This is a genomic window from Pseudooceanicola sp., from assembly GCF_041987405.1.
Lineage (GTDB): Bacteria > Pseudomonadota > Alphaproteobacteria > Rhodobacterales > Rhodobacteraceae > Pseudooceanicola.
Window position 1 is genome coordinate 235,551 of the sequence record NZ_JBHIWR010000003.1, and the last position, 14,944, is coordinate 250,494.

At 64.2% G+C, this 14,944-nt stretch carries 16 protein-coding genes; 4 read left to right on the top strand and 12 right to left on the bottom strand.

Annotated elements, in window-relative coordinates; genetic code table 11:
* Window positions 1–82 precede the first annotated feature (82 nt).
* The 4 genes from argB (at window position 83) to ACFC2Y_RS09160 (ending at window position 2,551) form a co-directional block, all read left to right on the top strand.
* Window positions 83–946: an acetylglutamate kinase gene (gene argB, locus ACFC2Y_RS09145; protein WP_375174796.1), complete on the top strand. Its 864-nt coding sequence runs from the start codon at window positions 83–85 to the stop codon at window positions 944–946.
* Window positions 947–949: 3 nt separating this feature from the next.
* On the top strand, window positions 950–1,609 hold the full coding sequence (locus tag ACFC2Y_RS09150) for a ferredoxin (protein WP_375174795.1): 660 nt from the start codon (window positions 950–952) through the stop codon (window positions 1,607–1,609).
* Between the two features lie 18 nt (window positions 1,610–1,627).
* Window positions 1,628–2,137 (top strand): histidine phosphatase family protein, encoded by a 510-nt coding sequence (locus tag ACFC2Y_RS09155; RefSeq protein WP_375174794.1) that lies wholly within the window; start codon window positions 1,628–1,630, stop codon window positions 2,135–2,137.
* 84 nt (window positions 2,138–2,221) lie between these two features.
* On the top strand, window positions 2,222–2,551 hold the full coding sequence (locus tag ACFC2Y_RS09160; protein WP_375174793.1) for a DMT family transporter: 330 nt from the start codon (window positions 2,222–2,224) through the stop codon (window positions 2,549–2,551).
* A gap of 90 nt (window positions 2,552–2,641) precedes the next feature.
* Here the strand turns inward: ACFC2Y_RS09160 and ACFC2Y_RS09165 are convergent, their stop codons facing one another.
* The 12 genes from ACFC2Y_RS09165 to ACFC2Y_RS09220 all read right to left on the bottom strand — a co-directional run bounded on the left by ACFC2Y_RS09165 (window position 2,642) and on the right by ACFC2Y_RS09220 (window position 14,939).
* The gene (locus ACFC2Y_RS09165; protein ID WP_375174792.1) at window positions 2,642–3,427 is read right to left on the bottom strand and encodes an amino acid ABC transporter ATP-binding protein; all 786 of its coding nucleotides are present in this window, start codon (window positions 3,425–3,427) and stop codon (window positions 2,642–2,644) included.
* 12 nt (window positions 3,428–3,439) lie between these two features.
* Window positions 3,440–4,738, bottom strand: coding sequence for an amino acid ABC transporter permease (locus ACFC2Y_RS09170; protein ID WP_375174791.1), 1,299 nt, complete (start codon window positions 4,736–4,738; stop codon window positions 3,440–3,442).
* Window positions 4,739–4,741: 3 nt separating this feature from the next.
* On the bottom strand, window positions 4,742–5,962 hold the full coding sequence (locus tag ACFC2Y_RS09175) for an amino acid ABC transporter permease (protein ID WP_375174790.1): 1,221 nt from the start codon (window positions 5,960–5,962) through the stop codon (window positions 4,742–4,744).
* Window positions 5,963–6,094: 132 nt separating this feature from the next.
* A complete protein-coding gene (locus ACFC2Y_RS09180; RefSeq protein ID WP_375174789.1) occupies window positions 6,095–7,114 on the bottom strand; it encodes an amino acid ABC transporter substrate-binding protein in 1,020 nt (339 codons plus the stop codon).
* Window positions 7,115–7,381: 267 nt separating this feature from the next.
* Window positions 7,382–8,098 carry an ATP12 family chaperone protein gene (locus ACFC2Y_RS09185; RefSeq protein ID WP_375174788.1) on the bottom strand — a complete coding sequence of 239 codons (717 nt, stop codon included), beginning with the start codon at window positions 8,096–8,098 and terminating at the stop codon, window positions 7,382–7,384.
* On the bottom strand, window positions 8,095–8,763 hold the full coding sequence (locus ACFC2Y_RS09190; protein ID WP_375174787.1) for an HAD-IA family hydrolase: 669 nt from the start codon (window positions 8,761–8,763) through the stop codon (window positions 8,095–8,097). Before ACFC2Y_RS09190 ends, ACFC2Y_RS09185 begins: the two co-directional genes overlap by 4 nt.
* Complete coding sequence (locus tag ACFC2Y_RS09195; protein ID WP_375174786.1) at window positions 8,763–9,806, bottom strand: RluA family pseudouridine synthase; 1,044 nt, start codon at window positions 9,804–9,806, stop codon at window positions 8,763–8,765. The genes ACFC2Y_RS09190 and ACFC2Y_RS09195 overlap by 1 nt, the downstream gene beginning before the upstream one ends.
* Entirely contained in the window at window positions 9,803–10,177 is a 375-nt protein-coding gene (gene crcB / locus ACFC2Y_RS09200; RefSeq protein WP_375174785.1) for a fluoride efflux transporter CrcB, read from the bottom strand. The genes ACFC2Y_RS09195 and crcB overlap by 4 nt, the downstream gene beginning before the upstream one ends.
* 219 nt (window positions 10,178–10,396) lie before the next feature.
* Window positions 10,397–11,704 (bottom strand): replication-associated recombination protein A, encoded by a 1,308-nt coding sequence (locus ACFC2Y_RS09205; protein ID WP_375174784.1) that lies wholly within the window; start codon window positions 11,702–11,704, stop codon window positions 10,397–10,399.
* Window positions 11,704–13,101: a trypsin-like peptidase domain-containing protein gene (locus ACFC2Y_RS09210; protein WP_375174783.1), complete on the bottom strand. Its 1,398-nt coding sequence runs from the start codon at window positions 13,099–13,101 to the stop codon at window positions 11,704–11,706. Before ACFC2Y_RS09210 ends, ACFC2Y_RS09205 begins: the two co-directional genes overlap by 1 nt.
* A gap of 117 nt (window positions 13,102–13,218) precedes the next feature.
* On the bottom strand, window positions 13,219–13,638 hold the full coding sequence (gene rplQ, locus ACFC2Y_RS09215) for a 50S ribosomal protein L17 (protein ID WP_375174782.1): 420 nt from the start codon (window positions 13,636–13,638) through the stop codon (window positions 13,219–13,221).
* Window positions 13,639–13,922: 284 nt separating this feature from the next.
* Window positions 13,923–14,939: a DNA-directed RNA polymerase subunit alpha gene (locus tag ACFC2Y_RS09220; protein ID WP_375174781.1), complete on the bottom strand. Its 1,017-nt coding sequence runs from the start codon at window positions 14,937–14,939 to the stop codon at window positions 13,923–13,925.
* Window positions 14,940–14,944: the final 5 nt, after the last annotated feature.

Here is a 14,944-nt window from a genome sequence, read left to right on the forward strand (position 1 = left end):
AAACGGCGGGAAATCGCCAATTGCAGCCTTGGCAGGCGGCGGCGTGCAGCCTATCAAAGCAGAGACCCCGGGGGCTCTTATGATGAGAAAACAGACAATGAACCGCGACTGGATCGCCACCGCCCGCACCCTTTCCGAAGCGCTGCCCTATCTGCAGCGGTACGAAGGCGCGATCGTCGTCGTCAAATTCGGCGGCCATGCCATGGGCGATGACGAGGCGATGGAGGTCTTTGCGCGTGACATCGTCCTGATGCGCCAGGTCGGGGTGAACCCGGTGATCGTCCACGGCGGCGGCCCGATGATCAACGAGATGCTGGAGCGGCTGAAGATCGAATCGACCTTCGTCAACGGCAAGCGCGTCACTGACGAGGCCACCGTCGAGGTCGTGGAGATGGTCCTCTCCGGCCGCGTGAACAAGCGCATCGTGCAGGCTATCAACGACATGGGCGGCAAGGGCGTGGGCCTCTCTGGCAAGGACGCCAAGCTGATGATCTGCGAACCCGACAACCCCGATCTGGGGCTGGTCGGCACGCCGGTGGAACTGGACACCACAATCCTGCACGCCATGTTCAAGGCCGACATCATTCCGGTCATCGCACCCCTCGGGATGGGCCGCAATGGCGAGACCTACAATATCAATGGCGACACCGCCGCCGGCGCAATCGCGGGGGCGCTCCGGGCGGACCGGCTGCTGCTGTTGACCGATGTCGCCGGGGTCAAGAACGAGGACGGCGAGGTCGTGACCGAACTCAAGGCCGGGCAGATACGCCAGATGACGGCGGACGGCGTGATTGCGGGGGGCATGATCCCCAAGACGCAGACCGCCCTGGACGCCATCGACCGTGGTGTGCGGGCGGTCGTTATCCTGGATGGCCGCGCCCCGAATGCCACCCTGCTGGAACTCTTCACCGAACATGGTGCCGGGTCGCTGATCCGGGCCGACTGACCCTTGCCCGACGGTCATGAGATGGAGCAGGCCGCCAATGCCCGCCTGCTGACCATCACGGCCGGGCTGGACGCCGAAGCATGTGCCGCGCGGGATGACCTGCCCCCGGGCAGCCGCACCCTTCTGTTATTGTCACCGCATGAACCGGCCTTCTGGCCCGCCTTTCAGGCGACGCCCGAATTCCGCGACGGCGATCCCGACCCGATGGATCGCTGGTCCAGGCGCGTCATCACGCAATGGGCGGAGGAGGTAGGCGCCACACCTCTCTTCCCCTTTGGCAGCCCACCCTTTCATCCCTTCATCAAATGGGCCCTGGCCTCGGGGCGGGTCCATTCCTCGCCCATAGGGATGATGGTGCATCCGCACGCGGGGCTCTTTCTCTCCTTCCGCGGCGCCTTGGCCCTGCCGGAGGCGATACCGGCCCCACCCATTTGTGCACGCCCCTGCGACAATTGCCCCGATCAGCCCTGCCGGACCGCCTGCCCTGTCGACGCCTTCGCCACCGGGGCCTATGACGTGCCGCGCTGCAAGGCCTTCCTGGAAACCGATGCGGGTTTCGACTGCATGTCAAAGGGTTGCAAGGCACGTCGCGCTTGCCCGATCGGAAGGAACTATGGCAGGCTGCATGAGCACTCGGCATATCACATGTCGCGGTTTCTGTAGGAAGAGTGTTTCGGAACCATGGTCAAACGTCTCATCTTGCTGCGTCACGCCAAATCGAGCTGGTCCAATCCGGAATTGTCCGACCACGATCGCCCGCTGAACAAGCGCGGCAGGAAATCCGCCAAGGCCATCGGCAAATGGCTGCAGGACATAGGCATCACCCCGGACCTGACCCTCTGCTCCGACGCGGTGCGCGCCAGGGAAACCTGCAAACGCCTGAAACTGGGCGGGGAAATCCAGGTGCGGCCCGATCTCTACATGGCCAGCGCCGACAAAATGCTAGAGGCCATGCAGGAGGCAGAGGGCGCCTGCGTGCTGATGGTGGCGCATAACCCCGGCATCGCGGACTTTGCACAGCGCCTCGTCACCACCCCGCCCCCTCATGGCCGCTTTGCCGATTTCCCGACCGGGGCGACGCTGATCGTCGATATCCCCATGGTCGATTGGAAGGCCGGGCATTTCGGCACCTCCCGGGTGGTGAACTTCATCACTCCGCGCGAATTGATCGGCAAGGACGAGAAGAGCTGATCGAGAAACCGGTCATGCATTCGCATCCGCGTGACAGTTCCGCACGGCGCTGATACCGATCCTTCGTCAACACCGGAGGCCGACATGCCCTACATCTACCTGACCATCGCCATCGTCGGAGAGGTGATCGGCACATCGGCCCTCAAGGCGACCGAGGGCTTCACGCGCCTCTCCCCGTCCATCGTGGCCGTGCTGGGCTACGCGGTGGCCTTCTACTTCCTGTCGCTGACGCTGAAGTTCATCCCGATCGGCACGGCCTATGCGATGTGGTCCGGCTTGGGCATCGTGCTGGTCGCCGCCTCGGGCTGGCTGATCTTCGGTCAGAAGGTCGACCTCTGGGGGGCCATCGGCATGGCGCTGATTATTGCCGGGGTCGTGGTACTGAACTTCCTCTCCAAGACCGCCACACATTGATCGGCAAGGCGCTCTGAATGAAAAACCGGCGGGGACAGGCCCCGCCGGTCTTTTTGCCAAAGGCGCCCGTCCAAGGCACCGTAAGGCGTATCAATGCCCCAGGATCTGGCTCAGGAACAGCTTGGTCCGTTCGCTCTTCGGGTTGTTGAAGAACTCTTCGGGCTCGTTCTGCTCCACGATCTGGCCCTGATCCATGAAGATCACGCGGTTCGCGACCTGACGGGCAAAGCCCATCTCATGCGTGACGCAGAGCATGGTCATCCCCTCTTCGGCCAGCTCGATCATGGTATCGAGCACCTCCTTGATCATCTCGGGGTCGAGCGCGGAGGTCGGTTCGTCAAACAGCATGATCCGCGGCCGCATGCAGAGCGACCGGGCAATCGCCACCCGCTGCTGCTGGCCACCGGACAGCTGGCCGGGGTATTTGTCGGCCTGTTCCGGGATCTTCACCTTCTCCAGGAAATGCATCGCCGTTTCCTCGGCCTCGCGCTTGGGCACCTTGCGGACCCAGATCGGCGCGAGGGTACAGTTCTCGAGGATCGTCAGATGCGGGAAGAGGTTGAAGTGCTGGAAACACATGCCGACCTCCGACCGGATCTTGTCGATGTTCTTGAGATCCGACGTCAGCTCCGTCCCGTCGACGACGATCCGGCCCTGCTGGTGTTCCTCCAGCCGGTTGATGCAGCGGATCATGGTCGATTTGCCCGACCCGGACGGCCCCGCGATAACGATCCGCTCGCCCCGGTTCACCGTCAGGTTGATGTCGCGCAGCACATGGAAGGTTCCGTACCACTTGTTCATGTTGCTGATCTCGATGGCCACCTCGTCGGAGACCTTCAGATCGACAGCGGTGGTCTGTGTCGTTGCTTCATTCATTGCGGCCACTCCTTAGTGGTGGTCGGTTGCGAGCTGGCGCTCCAACCATTGCGAGTATTGTGAGATGCCGTAGCACACGACAAAGAACAGCAGCGCGGCAAAGCCGAACAGCTCCCAGTAGACGCCGCTCCATTCCGTCGAGGCCAGGATCGGACCCCGGATCATGCCGACGAGGTCGAACATCGAGATGACCGAGACCAGCGTCGTATCCTTGAACAGACCCACGGCGACGTTGACGATCCCCGGGATGGAGATCTTCAGCGCCTGCGGCAGAATGATCAGCCGCATCGCCTGCGCATAATCAAGACCCAGACTGTCGGCCGCCTCATACTGCCCGCGCGGCAGCGCGGCGAGGCCACCCCGGATCACCTCGGCGATATAGGCCGAGGCGAACATGGTGATCATGATCACGACCCGCAGGAACAGGTCGGTCGTCGTGCCCGGCGGGAAGAAGTAGGCCAGCATCACCGACGCCACGAACAGCAGCGTGATCAGCGGCACGCCGCGGATGAATTCGATGAAGATCACGCAGATCCACTTGATCAGCGGCATGGAGGACTGCCGACCAAGCGCCAGAACGATGCCAAGGGGCAGCGACAGGGACACACAGGTCACGCCCAGCATGAAGTTCAGCATGAAGCCGCCCAGATCGCGCGAAGGAACCGCCATCAGCAGGGCATTGTCGGACATGCTCTCGGGGATCAGCTTGCCACCGATCACCCAGACGATGAGCGCCACGGCCACACCCCCGAAGAAGCCCATGGCGAAACTGCCGGCCACCAGGCGCTGATAGACCGCAGCCCCCGCGACAAAGCCTGCCAGCGCCACCAGAGGGATCAGGATCGTGCCCCCCCAGATCAGCCAATAGGCCACGAAGGGAAACAGCGCCGTTCCCAGCAACAGCTTGCGCGGAAGCCGGTAGAACAGGATCGGCGCGACGGCAAAGACGAACAGCAGGAACGTCAGATTGGGGCGCCAGTATTCCGTGTAGGGATATTTGAACCCGTAAAGTAGCTGGTGCCAGCGTTCGCTCAGCACCGCGAAACAGGCGCCCGTGGCGCCCTCCAGGGCTTCGCGACACTCCGTCAGGCTGGACGAGGTCCATACGCCGTTCAGCATCCAGGGCAGCGTTTTGGCCAGGATCACGTAGATGACGTAAAGCGCGACCACCGTCAGGATCGTGTTGGGGATTGTCGCGAACAGGTTTTCGCGCATCCACTTGATCGGCCCCACCTCGGACGCTGGCGGCGGCGAGGGGGGGATCTGCGTATCACGCACGAAGGCGACGGATTGAGCATGGGTATCGGACATGGCTCAGCGCTCCTTCAGTTTGATCGAGGCGTTGTAGACGTTCATGAACGCGGCGATCAGCAGGGAAATCGTCAGGTAGAAGAGCATCAGAAGAAGCACGCATTCGATCGCGCGGCCGGTCTGGTTCAGCGTGATGCCGCCCAGGGTCGCCGTGATGTCCGCATAGCCAACAGCGATGGCCAGCGACGAGTTCTTGGTGATGTTCAGATATTGCGAGATCAGCGGCGGGATGATGACCCGCAGCGCCTGCGGCAGAACCACCAGGTTCATCACCCGGCCCGGGCGCAGACCCAGGGCGGAGGCCGCTTCGGACTGGCCCTTGCTGACGGCAAGGATGCCGGCCCGCACGTTTTCCGCGATGAAGGCACCGGTGTAGATCGACAGCGCGAACCACAGCGCGATCAGTGGCGCGCCGATCTGCAGTCCGCCGCGCAAGTTGAACCGGTTGGCCAGCGGATCCGGCCGGTCCAGCCCAATGGGCTGCCCCATCAGGAAATAGGCCAGCACCACCGGCACGAAGAGGATCAATAGCGAGGGCCAGCCCATGGGCAGCAAACGCCCCGTCGAATACAGCACCTTGGTCGCATAGCGGCGATAGGCAAAGACCCCCGCGATCGACAAAAGGAAGACCGCCACGACGACGCCCGAGCCCGGGTTCCAGATCGGAGCCGGCACATAGACGCCGCGGTTGGTGAAGGCGAAAAGCCCCAGCAGCATGTCCTTTTCCGGATCCTCGCCCAGATAGGCGCGGGCCCCCGGCATGACCGCGGTCATGATGGTGAAGATGATGATGATCCAGATGAGAACGGGAATGTTGCGGAAGATCTCGACATAGACGGCCATCAGCTTGCGGATGAGCCAGTTGTTCGAGAGGCGCAGAACCCCGGCGAGCACGCCGAATATGGTGGCGGTGACGCAGGCCAGAAAGGCGACGAGGATGGTATTGAGAATACCGACGATCGCGGCACGCCCGTGCGAGGACTGGTTGGAATAGTCGATAAGCGTCTGGTTGATGTCATACCCGGCCGGATTGCCGAGGAAATCAAAGGCGATGTTCAGCCCCGCGGCGCGCAGGTTCTTGATCAGGTTGTCCGCCAGATACCAGATCGCGAGGGCCAGCAGGATGGCCGTGATCGCCTGTAGCGTCAGCGAACGATACCGCGTGTCGTTCAGCAGCATAGAAAGCCGGAACGACGCCTGAGGAGGGTCGGTCAAGGTGGTCATGAAATTTCCCCGTTCTCCGGCCTGTTCTTCGGTGCGTCTGTTGCGCGGTTGGCCGGTGATTGAGCGCCGGGTTTCTCCCGGTCGCTGGAAGTGAGAAGGGCGCGACCTGCGCCGCGCCCTTCCCTGCTGTCCTTAGCGGAACGGCGGTGCGTAGAGCAGGCCACCGTTGGTCCACTGCGCGTTCAGGCCGCGCGACAGGCCGATTGCGGTCGATTCGCCGATGTTGTCCTCGAAGATCTCACCGTAGTTGCCGACGGCCATGATGATGTTCTTCGCCCATGCGGCGTCGAGGCCCAGCATCTCACCCAGGTTGCCCTCGGTGCCCAGCAGACGGTTGATCTCCGGGTTGTTGCCGGCCGATGCGCCCATCTCTTCGACGTTCTCGGAGGTGATGCCCAGCTCTTCGGCTGCGATCAGGGTGTTCAGCGACCAGCGAACGATATCGCCCCATTCGCTGTCGCCATGGCGAACCAGCGGGCCGAGCGGCTCTTTCGAGACGATCTCGGGCAGGATCACATGCGCCGATGGATCTTCGAAGGTGGCACGGGTTGCCGCCAGACCGGAGGCGTCCGTGGTGTAGGTGTCGCAGGCACCGGCAAGGTACTGCTGCTGCGCCTCGGCGTTGGTTTCGATCGGAACCGGCTCATAGCTGATGTTGTTCTTGCGGAAGAAGTCCGCAAGGTTCAGCTCGGTCGTGGTGCCGGTCTGAATACAGACGGTCGCGCCGTCCAGTTCCTTTGCCGAGGACACGCCCAGCTCTTTCGGGACCATGAAGCCCTGGCCGTCGTAGTAGTTCACGCCGACGAAGGTGAACTTCAGGTCCACATCGCGCGAGAAGGTCCACGTGGTGTTCCGGGCCAGCATGTCGATTTCGCCGGAGGCAAGCGCGGTGAAGCGGGTCTTGCCGGTGGTCGGAACGAATTCGACGGCGCTCGGATCGTTGAAGATCGCCGCGGCAACCGCACGGCAGACCGCAACGTCGAAGCCTTCCCATTCACCGTTGGCGTCCGGCGCTGCGAAACCGGCCAGGCCGGTGGTCACGCCGCAGTTCAGCTTGCCGCGCGCCTTGACATCGTCAAGCGTCGCAGCGGCGGCTGCACCGGCGGCCAGACCGGCAACGGTCAGCGCGCCCAAGAAAACGGATTTTTTCATATTAACCTCTTCCTGTTTGCCCACCCTTGAGTGCGGGCGGTTCATACGGTCCCCCTAAGGTACCGTTTGGATTACTGTTGGGTGTCCTCCCTTCAGCATGGCAGGAGTTTGGGGGGATTCATTCCAAACGGTCAAGCTTTTCATAAAGAAAACCGAACGATCCGCGGCTGACCTAGAGTCATTTGAAGCGGAAATGCGCTTCGCCCCCGGTCCCCCCGTTTTTTGTAGGCAAATCTGCCTATAGCCTGTGGGCCAACCCCCCGCCCCTCACGTCGAGGGATGCAACGCATCGTAGAATCGCTTGGCGTCCAGGAAGGACCGGCGCTTGATCTCCTCCGCCTCGGCGGCCTCGTCATCCACGCCCCATTGCTCCGCCTGCCAGTGCTCGTCAATCCGCGACAGGGCCCAGAGATCCTCGATCGGTTGCACATCGCAAGTCGCGGCAAGGCCGATCACCAGCGATCCCGAGAGGCTCACCAGATCATGGAAGGCCGCCAGTTCAAAGGCATCCATCCCGTGCACCTCGGCCCGCAACCGCGCCAGCGCGGCCTCGGACTGCGGCGCGGGCATGATCCCGGTGCGGGGGTCCAGCCGTACGCCGTAGTGCGCCGCCAGCCAGTCCAGCAGCGGGTCCCAGCCTGCCGCCTGCCGGGCAATCAATTCCGCCGGACTGTCGGCGCGATAGCACAGCAGATCGCTGTCGCCATAGGCGGCCAGCATATCGGCCACCTCGGCGTGCTGCACGGCCACCTTGTCGATCGCCGCATTCGCGCCCCGAGTCACCGGCATCCCGCGCGGATCGACCTTGTCCTCCTGCGCGTCCCATTCCGCCGCGATCATCTCGGCCAGGGCGCGGGTCGGCACGATCAGCGGGGCCTTGGCCGGGGTCCGCACTGGTCGCCCGTCCAGCGTCACGGCATAGCCGCCCGCCTCTTCGGAGACCTCGGTGATCTTCCAGAACCGTTTTGGCGCCCATTCGCTCATGAGTGTCCTCCGGTCGCCGCGTCTATGGCGGCAGGCAGGTCGGCGGCCCGGGCGACAATCCCGCGCGCGCCCGTCAGGACCGAGGGCGCGTGATAGCCCCAGGACACGCCCAGGAACGGCATGCCCGCCGATCCGGCCATCTCCATGTCATATGTCGTGTCCCCGATCATCACCGCCCGATCCACATCAACGCCCGTTTCGGCCAGCGCCGTCATCAGCATCGAGGGATGCGGTTTCGAGGGATGATCATCCGCGACCTGGAGGCTGACAAAGGTCTTCTGCCAGCCGTGGTTGTCGAGCAGCGCCAACAGGCCGCGCCGAGATTTGCCTGTGGCGATGGCCAGCAGGATTTCCTCTTCCAGTGCCAGGGCTTCCACCACCTCGCGAATGCCCGGATAGAGCGGGCTGGAGGCAGCACCACCCGCGACCCGCAGCTGGTGATAGGCGGCCTTGTAGGCCTCGACCATTTGCGTGCGGGTCCGCTCCGCCACCTCCGGCGCCAGCCGCGCCATGGCATGGGGCAGCGAGAGGCCGACAATGCTCAGGATCGCCTCGCGCGGCGGCACGACCAGCCCCGCCTCGCCAAAGGCCGAGGTCATGGAGGCCACGATATCACCCTGGCTGTCGACCAGCGTGCCATCCACGTCAAAGACCACCAGCCGCATCAGCGCAGCGCCTCGAACGGATCATCCGCCGCCAGGTCCTCGGTCCAGCCCAGGGTCTCCCAGCTGTCCGCCATATGGTCGGGCAGCGGGGCGGTCACCGTCACCGGCCGTTTCGTCACCGGATGCAGAAAGGTCATCGACCGCGCATGCAGGTGCAACTTCTTCGAGATCACCCCGCCCAGTTGCGCGCCCCAGCCATCGCCCAGGTTCTCCTGACCCGATCCACCGTATTTGCCATCGCCGATGATCGGATGCCCGATCTCGGCCATATGGGCGCGCAGCTGGTGTGTCCGCCCGGTCAGCGGCTCCATCGCCACCCAGGCGGCCCGGCTCGCCACGCGGTAGAGCGTGGCGTAAAGCGTATGCGCCCGCTTGGCGCCCGGGGTGTGGTCCATCTCACGCGGATGCACCGCGATCATCTTCTCCCCCTCGCCCGACTTGCCGTGCCCCGGCGCCTTGACCAGGCCGAAGCGGATCTCGCCCAGATAGGGGGTCGGCACGCCTGCAACGAGCGCCCAGTAGATCTTGCGCGTCTCGCGATGGCGCAGCGCCGCGGTCAGACCCTGCGCCGCCTCGCGCGTGCGGGCCAGCAGCAGCACCCCGGAGGTATCCTTGTCCAGCCGGTGCACCAGCCGCGGCTTCTGCTCCGACCCGAAGCGCAGCGCCTCCGACAGGCCGTCCACATGGCGCGTCTGCTTGCTGCCGCCCTGCGTCGGCAGGCCCGGCGGCTTGTTGAGCGCGATGATATGGTCGTCCTTCCACAGGACGCAGCTCTGGATCATCCGGCGGTCGGCCTCGGAGATCTCCGTCGCGGGCTTGGGCGGTTTCGCCTCGCCATCGGGGATCGGCGGCACACGCACGACCATGCCCGCAGCCAGTCGATGCGCGCTTTTGACCCGCCCCTTGTCGACCCGCAGATCGCCCTTGCGGCACATCTTCTCGATCCGGCCCTGGGTCACCTGGGGGAACAGACGCCGCAGCCAGCGGTCCAGCCGCTGCCCCTCGTCCTCTGCCGCCACCGTGATCATCTGCACACCGCTCATGTCAGCGACCTCGCCAGTAATAGCCCCGCCACCAGCGCCGCCAGCGACATCACCACCGACACCGCCACATAGCCAACGGCCTGCCCCGTCGCCCCGCGTTCCCAGAGCGTCACCGCATCCAGCGAAAAGGCCGAAAATGTCGTGAACCCGCCCAGTAGCCCGGTCATCAGGAACGGCGCGAACTTGTTGGCCGACAGATGCGCCAGCGTCACCACGAGCACCCCCATGACGAAGGAACCGAGGATATTCACCACCATGGTCGCCCAGGGGAAGCCCGGCCCCATCAGCCGCAGCCCCGCCACCCCGACGAGATACCGGCCCGATGCCCCGAGCGCGCCGCCGATGGCGACCTGGATTAGGTTCTGGATCATGGCGCGGTCATGGCCCCGGATCGGGGCGGAGTCAATGCAGGCGGCGTGGAGGGGGGGCTGGTCTGAGCTTTGTTTGCGGTGCGCTCGTTACGGGAGGCGGCAGCCGGGTGAGACATCGCCCCGTTTGTTCAGCGGAGGTGCAAATCGCGAAGGTCGACGGGGGCGCTGCCCCCGCGCGGCCGCGCCCTCCGGAGTATTTATGGAACGATGAAGGGCGGCTCAGTCGTCCTGCCGCTTGGCGCGGAGCTTGTTGAAATACTCGACCCGTTTCTTCAGGTCCCGCTCGAATCCGCGTTCCACCGGTTGATAGAGGTCGGGGCGTGTCACACCATCGGGGAAGTAGTTCTGCCCCGAAAACCCATCCTCTGCATCATGGTCATAGGCATAGCCCGCGCCGTAGCCCTGATCCTTCATCATGCCCGTCGGCGCGTTCAAGATATGTTTGGGCGGCATGGCGCTGCCGGTTTTGCGGGCCAGGGCCATCGCGCCCTTGTAGGCGACATAGGTGGCGTTGGATTTCGGCGCGAGCGCGATGTAGACGAGCGCCTGCGCCAGCGCCAGCTCCCCCTCCGGAGAGCCGAGCCGTTCATAGGTGTTCCAGCTGTCGAGACAGACCGCCTGCGCCTGCGGATCGGCCAGCCCGATGTCCTCCACCGCCATGCGGGTGATGCGCCGCGCCAGGAAGCGCGGATCCTCGCCCCCCGCCAGCATCCGCCCGAACCAGTAGAGCGCCGCATCCGGGTCCGAACCGCGCACCGATTTGTGCAGGGCGGAGATGAGGTTGTAGTGTTCCTCACCGGATTTGTCGTATTTCGCCGCCCGCCGCATCAGCCGCGCCGACAGGGCGTCGCGATCCAGCGGGGCGGACACCTTCCAGGCGGCGACCTGCTCCACCAGGTTCAGCAGCGCCCGGCCATCGCCATCCGCCATGTCCTTCAGCGCCGCGCGCGCCTCCGGTTGCAGCGGAAGGTCACGGCCGATCTCGGCCTCCGCCCGTTGTAGCAACAGCTCCATGTCGTCGGGGCCGAGTCGCTCCAGTACGAGCACCTGTGCGCGTGACAGCAGCGCGGCGTTCAATTCGAACGAGGGGTTCTCGGTCGTCGCCCCGACCAGCAGGATCGTCCCGTCCTCCATATACGGCAGGAAGCCGTCCTGCTGCGCCTTGTTGAAGCGGTGGATCTCGTCCACGAAAAGCAGGGTCCCCTGCCCCGCGCGGCGACGTTGCCGGGCGGCCTCGAACACTTTCTTCAGCTCAGCCACGCCGGAAAAGATCGCGGAGATCTGGACGAACTCCAGATCCGTCTCATCCGCCAGCAGCCGCGCGATGGTGGTCTTGCCCACGCCCGGCGGCCCCCAGAAGATCAGCGACGACAGAGAGCCGGAGGCCAGCATGACCCCAAGCGGCGCCTCCTCGCCCAGCACCTGCGGCTGGCCGATCACCTCGCCCAGGGTGCGCGGGCGCAGCCGGTCCGCCAGGGGGCGCGGCGCGGTGCTTTCCGCACCCGGTTGATCGAAGAGATCCGCCATCAGAGCCGCAGACGCAGCACCATCTGCCGTCCTTGCCGCAATAGCCCGATCTCCAGCCGCCGCGTCACCGACGACAGCACCTCCGCCAGAGCTTCGCTCCGCACCACCGGCACATCGTTGATCGCCTGAATCACATCCCCCGGCAGCAGTCCCACGCGGGCCCCGACCAGACCGGGATCGACGATCAGCACACCCGTCGCCTCTCCCGGCAGCCCGCGTTCTTCGGCGACCGCAGGGTTGATGGTTTCCAAACGCAAGCCCGGCAGCGCACTGTCGCGCCCCGTGGTGACGGGGTTGCGCGGCGGGGTTTCCGGCGCGCCGATCAGCTGCACCGTGACCTCCCGGTCCTTGCCATTGCGATAGAAGCCAACCCTGGCCTTGGCCCCGAGACCCGCGACCGACATGCGAAAGATCATCTCCGGCGGGGTGTTGACGGCCAGTCCGTCGACCTCGCGGATCACATCGCCCACGTCGATCCCGGCCTGTGCAAAGGGGCTTTCGGGGTGCAGATGCGCGACGATCACGCCGCCCGGCACGTCAAGCCCCAGGGTCTCGGCCATGGCGGCATCGACCTCCTGCCCGGAAATCCCGGCCCAGGGGCGTTCAAATCGGCTCTTGCCCTGCTTGGCCTGGGCCACGAACTGCGCCACCAGCGCGGCGGGGATGGCAAAGCCGATGCCGTTGGACCCGCCCGAGCGCGTCAGGATCGAGGTGTTCACCCCGATCAGATCGCCGTTCGTATCCACCAGCGCGCCGCCGGAATTGCCCGGGTTGATGGGCGCATCGGTCTGGATGAAATAGCCCCGCCCGTTGCCCATGGCCGCGCCCGACCGCGCGAGGCCAGAGACAATGCCGGAGCTGACGGTTTGCCCGACGCCGAAGGGATTGCCGATGGCCAGCACCAATTCGCCCACCTCGACATCATCGCTGTCGCGCAGGTCCAGATGGGCCATATCCCCCGGCGCATCCTCGATCTGCAGGATGGCGAGATCGGAGTCCGCGTCCGACAGCAGCACCCGGGCGGTGAATTCGCGGCGGTCGTTCAGCACGACGCGGATGTCTTCGGCCTGACCCACCACATGGTAGTTCGACACGACGATTCCATCCGCACTGAGCACCACGCCGGAGCCGAGCGAGTTCTGAACCTGCGGGCGGACTTGACCGAAATTCTGAAAGAAATCCCGGAAGAAGGGGTCATTGGCAAAGGGGGACTGCCGCGCGGCGACGACGCGTTTGGCGTAGATATTGACCACCGCAGGCGTCGCCGCCCGGACCACCGGCGCAAAGCTCAGCGCCATTTCAGCGCGGCTGCGCGGCACCAGCCCTTCGGCCCAGGCGGGAACCAGCGGGGCGACGCTCAGCATCGCGGCGAGGCAGAAAGTGGCAAAGCGTTTCATCACGCGAAGATATGCGGAGCGGTCGGGCAAAACGCAAGGACCGCGCAGAAGACTGCTGACACGAAAAAGGCCCCTGCCGGGCGACAGGAGCCTTAAATCTCTGAAAGAAGGGACGAATTACTCTTCGCCGGCTTCTTCTGCCGCGACGCGGGCCTTGTCGCCTGCGCCTTTGGCGTCGACGTCACGGTCGACGAATTCGATGATCGCCATCGGCGCCATATCGCCATAGCGGAAACCGGCTTTCATGATGCGGATGTAGCCGCCGGGACGGTCGGCATAGCGCGGGGCCAGAACGTCGAACAGCTTGGTGACAGAGGCATCCAGCTTGAGGCGGGAGGCCAGGACGCGGCGGGAATGCACGTCGCCTTTTTTCGCCATTGTGACCATCTTTTCGACGATCGGGCGCAGTTCTTTCGCCTTGGGCAGGGTGGTCTTGATCTGCTCATGTTCGATGAGCGAGTCGGCCATGTTCGCGAACAGCGCCTTGCGGTGTTCATGGGTGCGGTTCAGGCGGCGGTAGCCTTTTGCGTGACGCATTTTCTTTCTCCAATCAGGTGCCCTCTACGGGCGGTTTTGCTTTGTCCGGCCGGTGATGCGTGTCACCGGCTCTCCTTGGGGCAGGCGTTTCGCGAGGCGAAGCGCGGAGCCCGTTTTTGCACGTCGGTCATACGTGGGTATCACGTCGGTGCGACGTCGGTATTTTTACCGACGGTGGCAAGATGGGTGGGAACCACCCATCCTACCGGGTTGCGTAGGATGGGTGCTTGGCACCCATCACTTCAGGTACGAGACCCCGGATCAGGTCCGGGGTCGAAGACCAGTCAGAACTGGTCTTCGAACTTCTTGGCGAGGTCCTCGATATTGTCCGGCGGCCAGTCCTCAACATCCATGCCAAGGTGCAGACCCATGCCCGACAGAACCTCTTTGATCTCGTTCAGCGACTTGCGGCCGAAGTTCGGGGTGCGCAGCATCTCGGCTTCGGTCTTCTGGATCAGGTCGCCGATATAGACGATGTTGTCGTTCTTCAGGCAGTTGGCCGAGCGCACGGAAAGTTCCAGCTCGTCCACCTTCTTCAGCAGAAGCGGGTTGAATTCCAGCCCGTCGTCCTCGTCCTGGCGGCCTGCCGATTCCGGTTCGTCGAAGTTGACGAAGATCGACAGCTGGTCCTGCAGGATCCGCGCGGCATAGGCCACGGCGTCATCCGGCGTGATGGAGCCATCCGTCTCGATCTTCATGGTCAGCTTGTCATAATCCAGCACCTGGCCCTCACGGGTCGGCTGCACGTCATAGGACACCTTCTTGATCGGCGAATAGATCGCATCAATCGGGATCAGGCCGATCGGCGCATCCTCGGGCTTGTTCTTGTCCGCGGGGACATAGCCCTTGCCAGTGTTGACCGTCAGTTCCATGAACAGGCTCGCCCCCTCATCGAGGTGGCAGATCACATGATCCTTGTTCAGAACCTCGATGCCCGCGCTTTCGGAGATTTCCGCAGCGGTCACGACACCCGGGCCCTTGGCATTGACCGAAAGGCGCTTCGGCCCTTCGACGTCCATGCGCAGAGAGACGCCCTTGAGGTTCAGAACCACGTCGGTCACATCCTCGCGCACACCGGCGATGGAGGAGAATTCATGCAGAACATTGTCGATCTGAACCGAGGTGATGGCCGCGCCTTGCAGCGACGACATCAGAACGCGGCGCAGCGCGTTGCCAAGCGTCAGGCCGAAGCCCCGCTCCAGCGGTTCAGCGACGACGGTCGCCTGACGCGACGGGTCGAAGCCCGGCTTCACGTCCAGCTGCGTCGGCTTGATTAGTTCTGCCCAGTTTTTGTGGATCATGTACG

Excerpts from the sequence above, each read along its gene's own strand:
- argB (WP_375174796.1), top strand. The coding sequence starts at position 83 with ATGAGAAAACAGACAATGAACCGCGACTGGATCGCCACCGCCCGCACC.
- ACFC2Y_RS09155 (WP_375174794.1), top strand. The coding sequence starts at position 1,628 with ATGGTCAAACGTCTCATCTTGCTGCGTCACGCCAAATCGAGCTGGTCC.
- ACFC2Y_RS09160 (WP_375174793.1), top strand. The coding sequence starts at position 2,222 with ATGCCCTACATCTACCTGACCATCGCCATCGTCGGAGAGGTGATCGGC.
- ACFC2Y_RS09165 (WP_375174792.1), bottom strand. The coding sequence starts at position 3,427 with ATGAATGAAGCAACGACACAGACCACCGCTGTCGATCTGAAGGTCTCC.
- ACFC2Y_RS09170 (WP_375174791.1), bottom strand. The coding sequence starts at position 4,738 with ATGTCCGATACCCATGCTCAATCCGTCGCCTTCGTGCGTGATACGCAG.
- ACFC2Y_RS09175 (WP_375174790.1), bottom strand. The coding sequence starts at position 5,962 with ATGACCACCTTGACCGACCCTCCTCAGGCGTCGTTCCGGCTTTCTATG.
- ACFC2Y_RS09180 (WP_375174789.1), bottom strand. The coding sequence starts at position 7,114 with ATGAAAAAATCCGTTTTCTTGGGCGCGCTGACCGTTGCCGGTCTGGCC.
- ACFC2Y_RS09185 (WP_375174788.1), bottom strand. The coding sequence starts at position 8,098 with ATGAGCGAATGGGCGCCAAAACGGTTCTGGAAGATCACCGAGGTCTCC.
- ACFC2Y_RS09190 (WP_375174787.1), bottom strand. The coding sequence starts at position 8,763 with ATGCGGCTGGTGGTCTTTGACGTGGATGGCACGCTGGTCGACAGCCAG.
- ACFC2Y_RS09195 (WP_375174786.1), bottom strand. The coding sequence starts at position 9,806 with ATGAGCGGTGTGCAGATGATCACGGTGGCGGCAGAGGACGAGGGGCAG.
- crcB (WP_375174785.1), bottom strand. The coding sequence starts at position 10,177 with ATGATCCAGAACCTAATCCAGGTCGCCATCGGCGGCGCGCTCGGGGCA.
- ACFC2Y_RS09205 (WP_375174784.1), bottom strand. The coding sequence starts at position 11,704 with ATGGCGGATCTCTTCGATCAACCGGGTGCGGAAAGCACCGCGCCGCGC.
- ACFC2Y_RS09210 (WP_375174783.1), bottom strand. The coding sequence starts at position 13,101 with ATGAAACGCTTTGCCACTTTCTGCCTCGCCGCGATGCTGAGCGTCGCC.
- rplQ (WP_375174782.1), bottom strand. The coding sequence starts at position 13,638 with ATGCGTCACGCAAAAGGCTACCGCCGCCTGAACCGCACCCATGAACAC.
- ACFC2Y_RS09220 (WP_375174781.1), bottom strand. The coding sequence starts at position 14,939 with ATGATCCACAAAAACTGGGCAGAACTAATCAAGCCGACGCAGCTGGAC.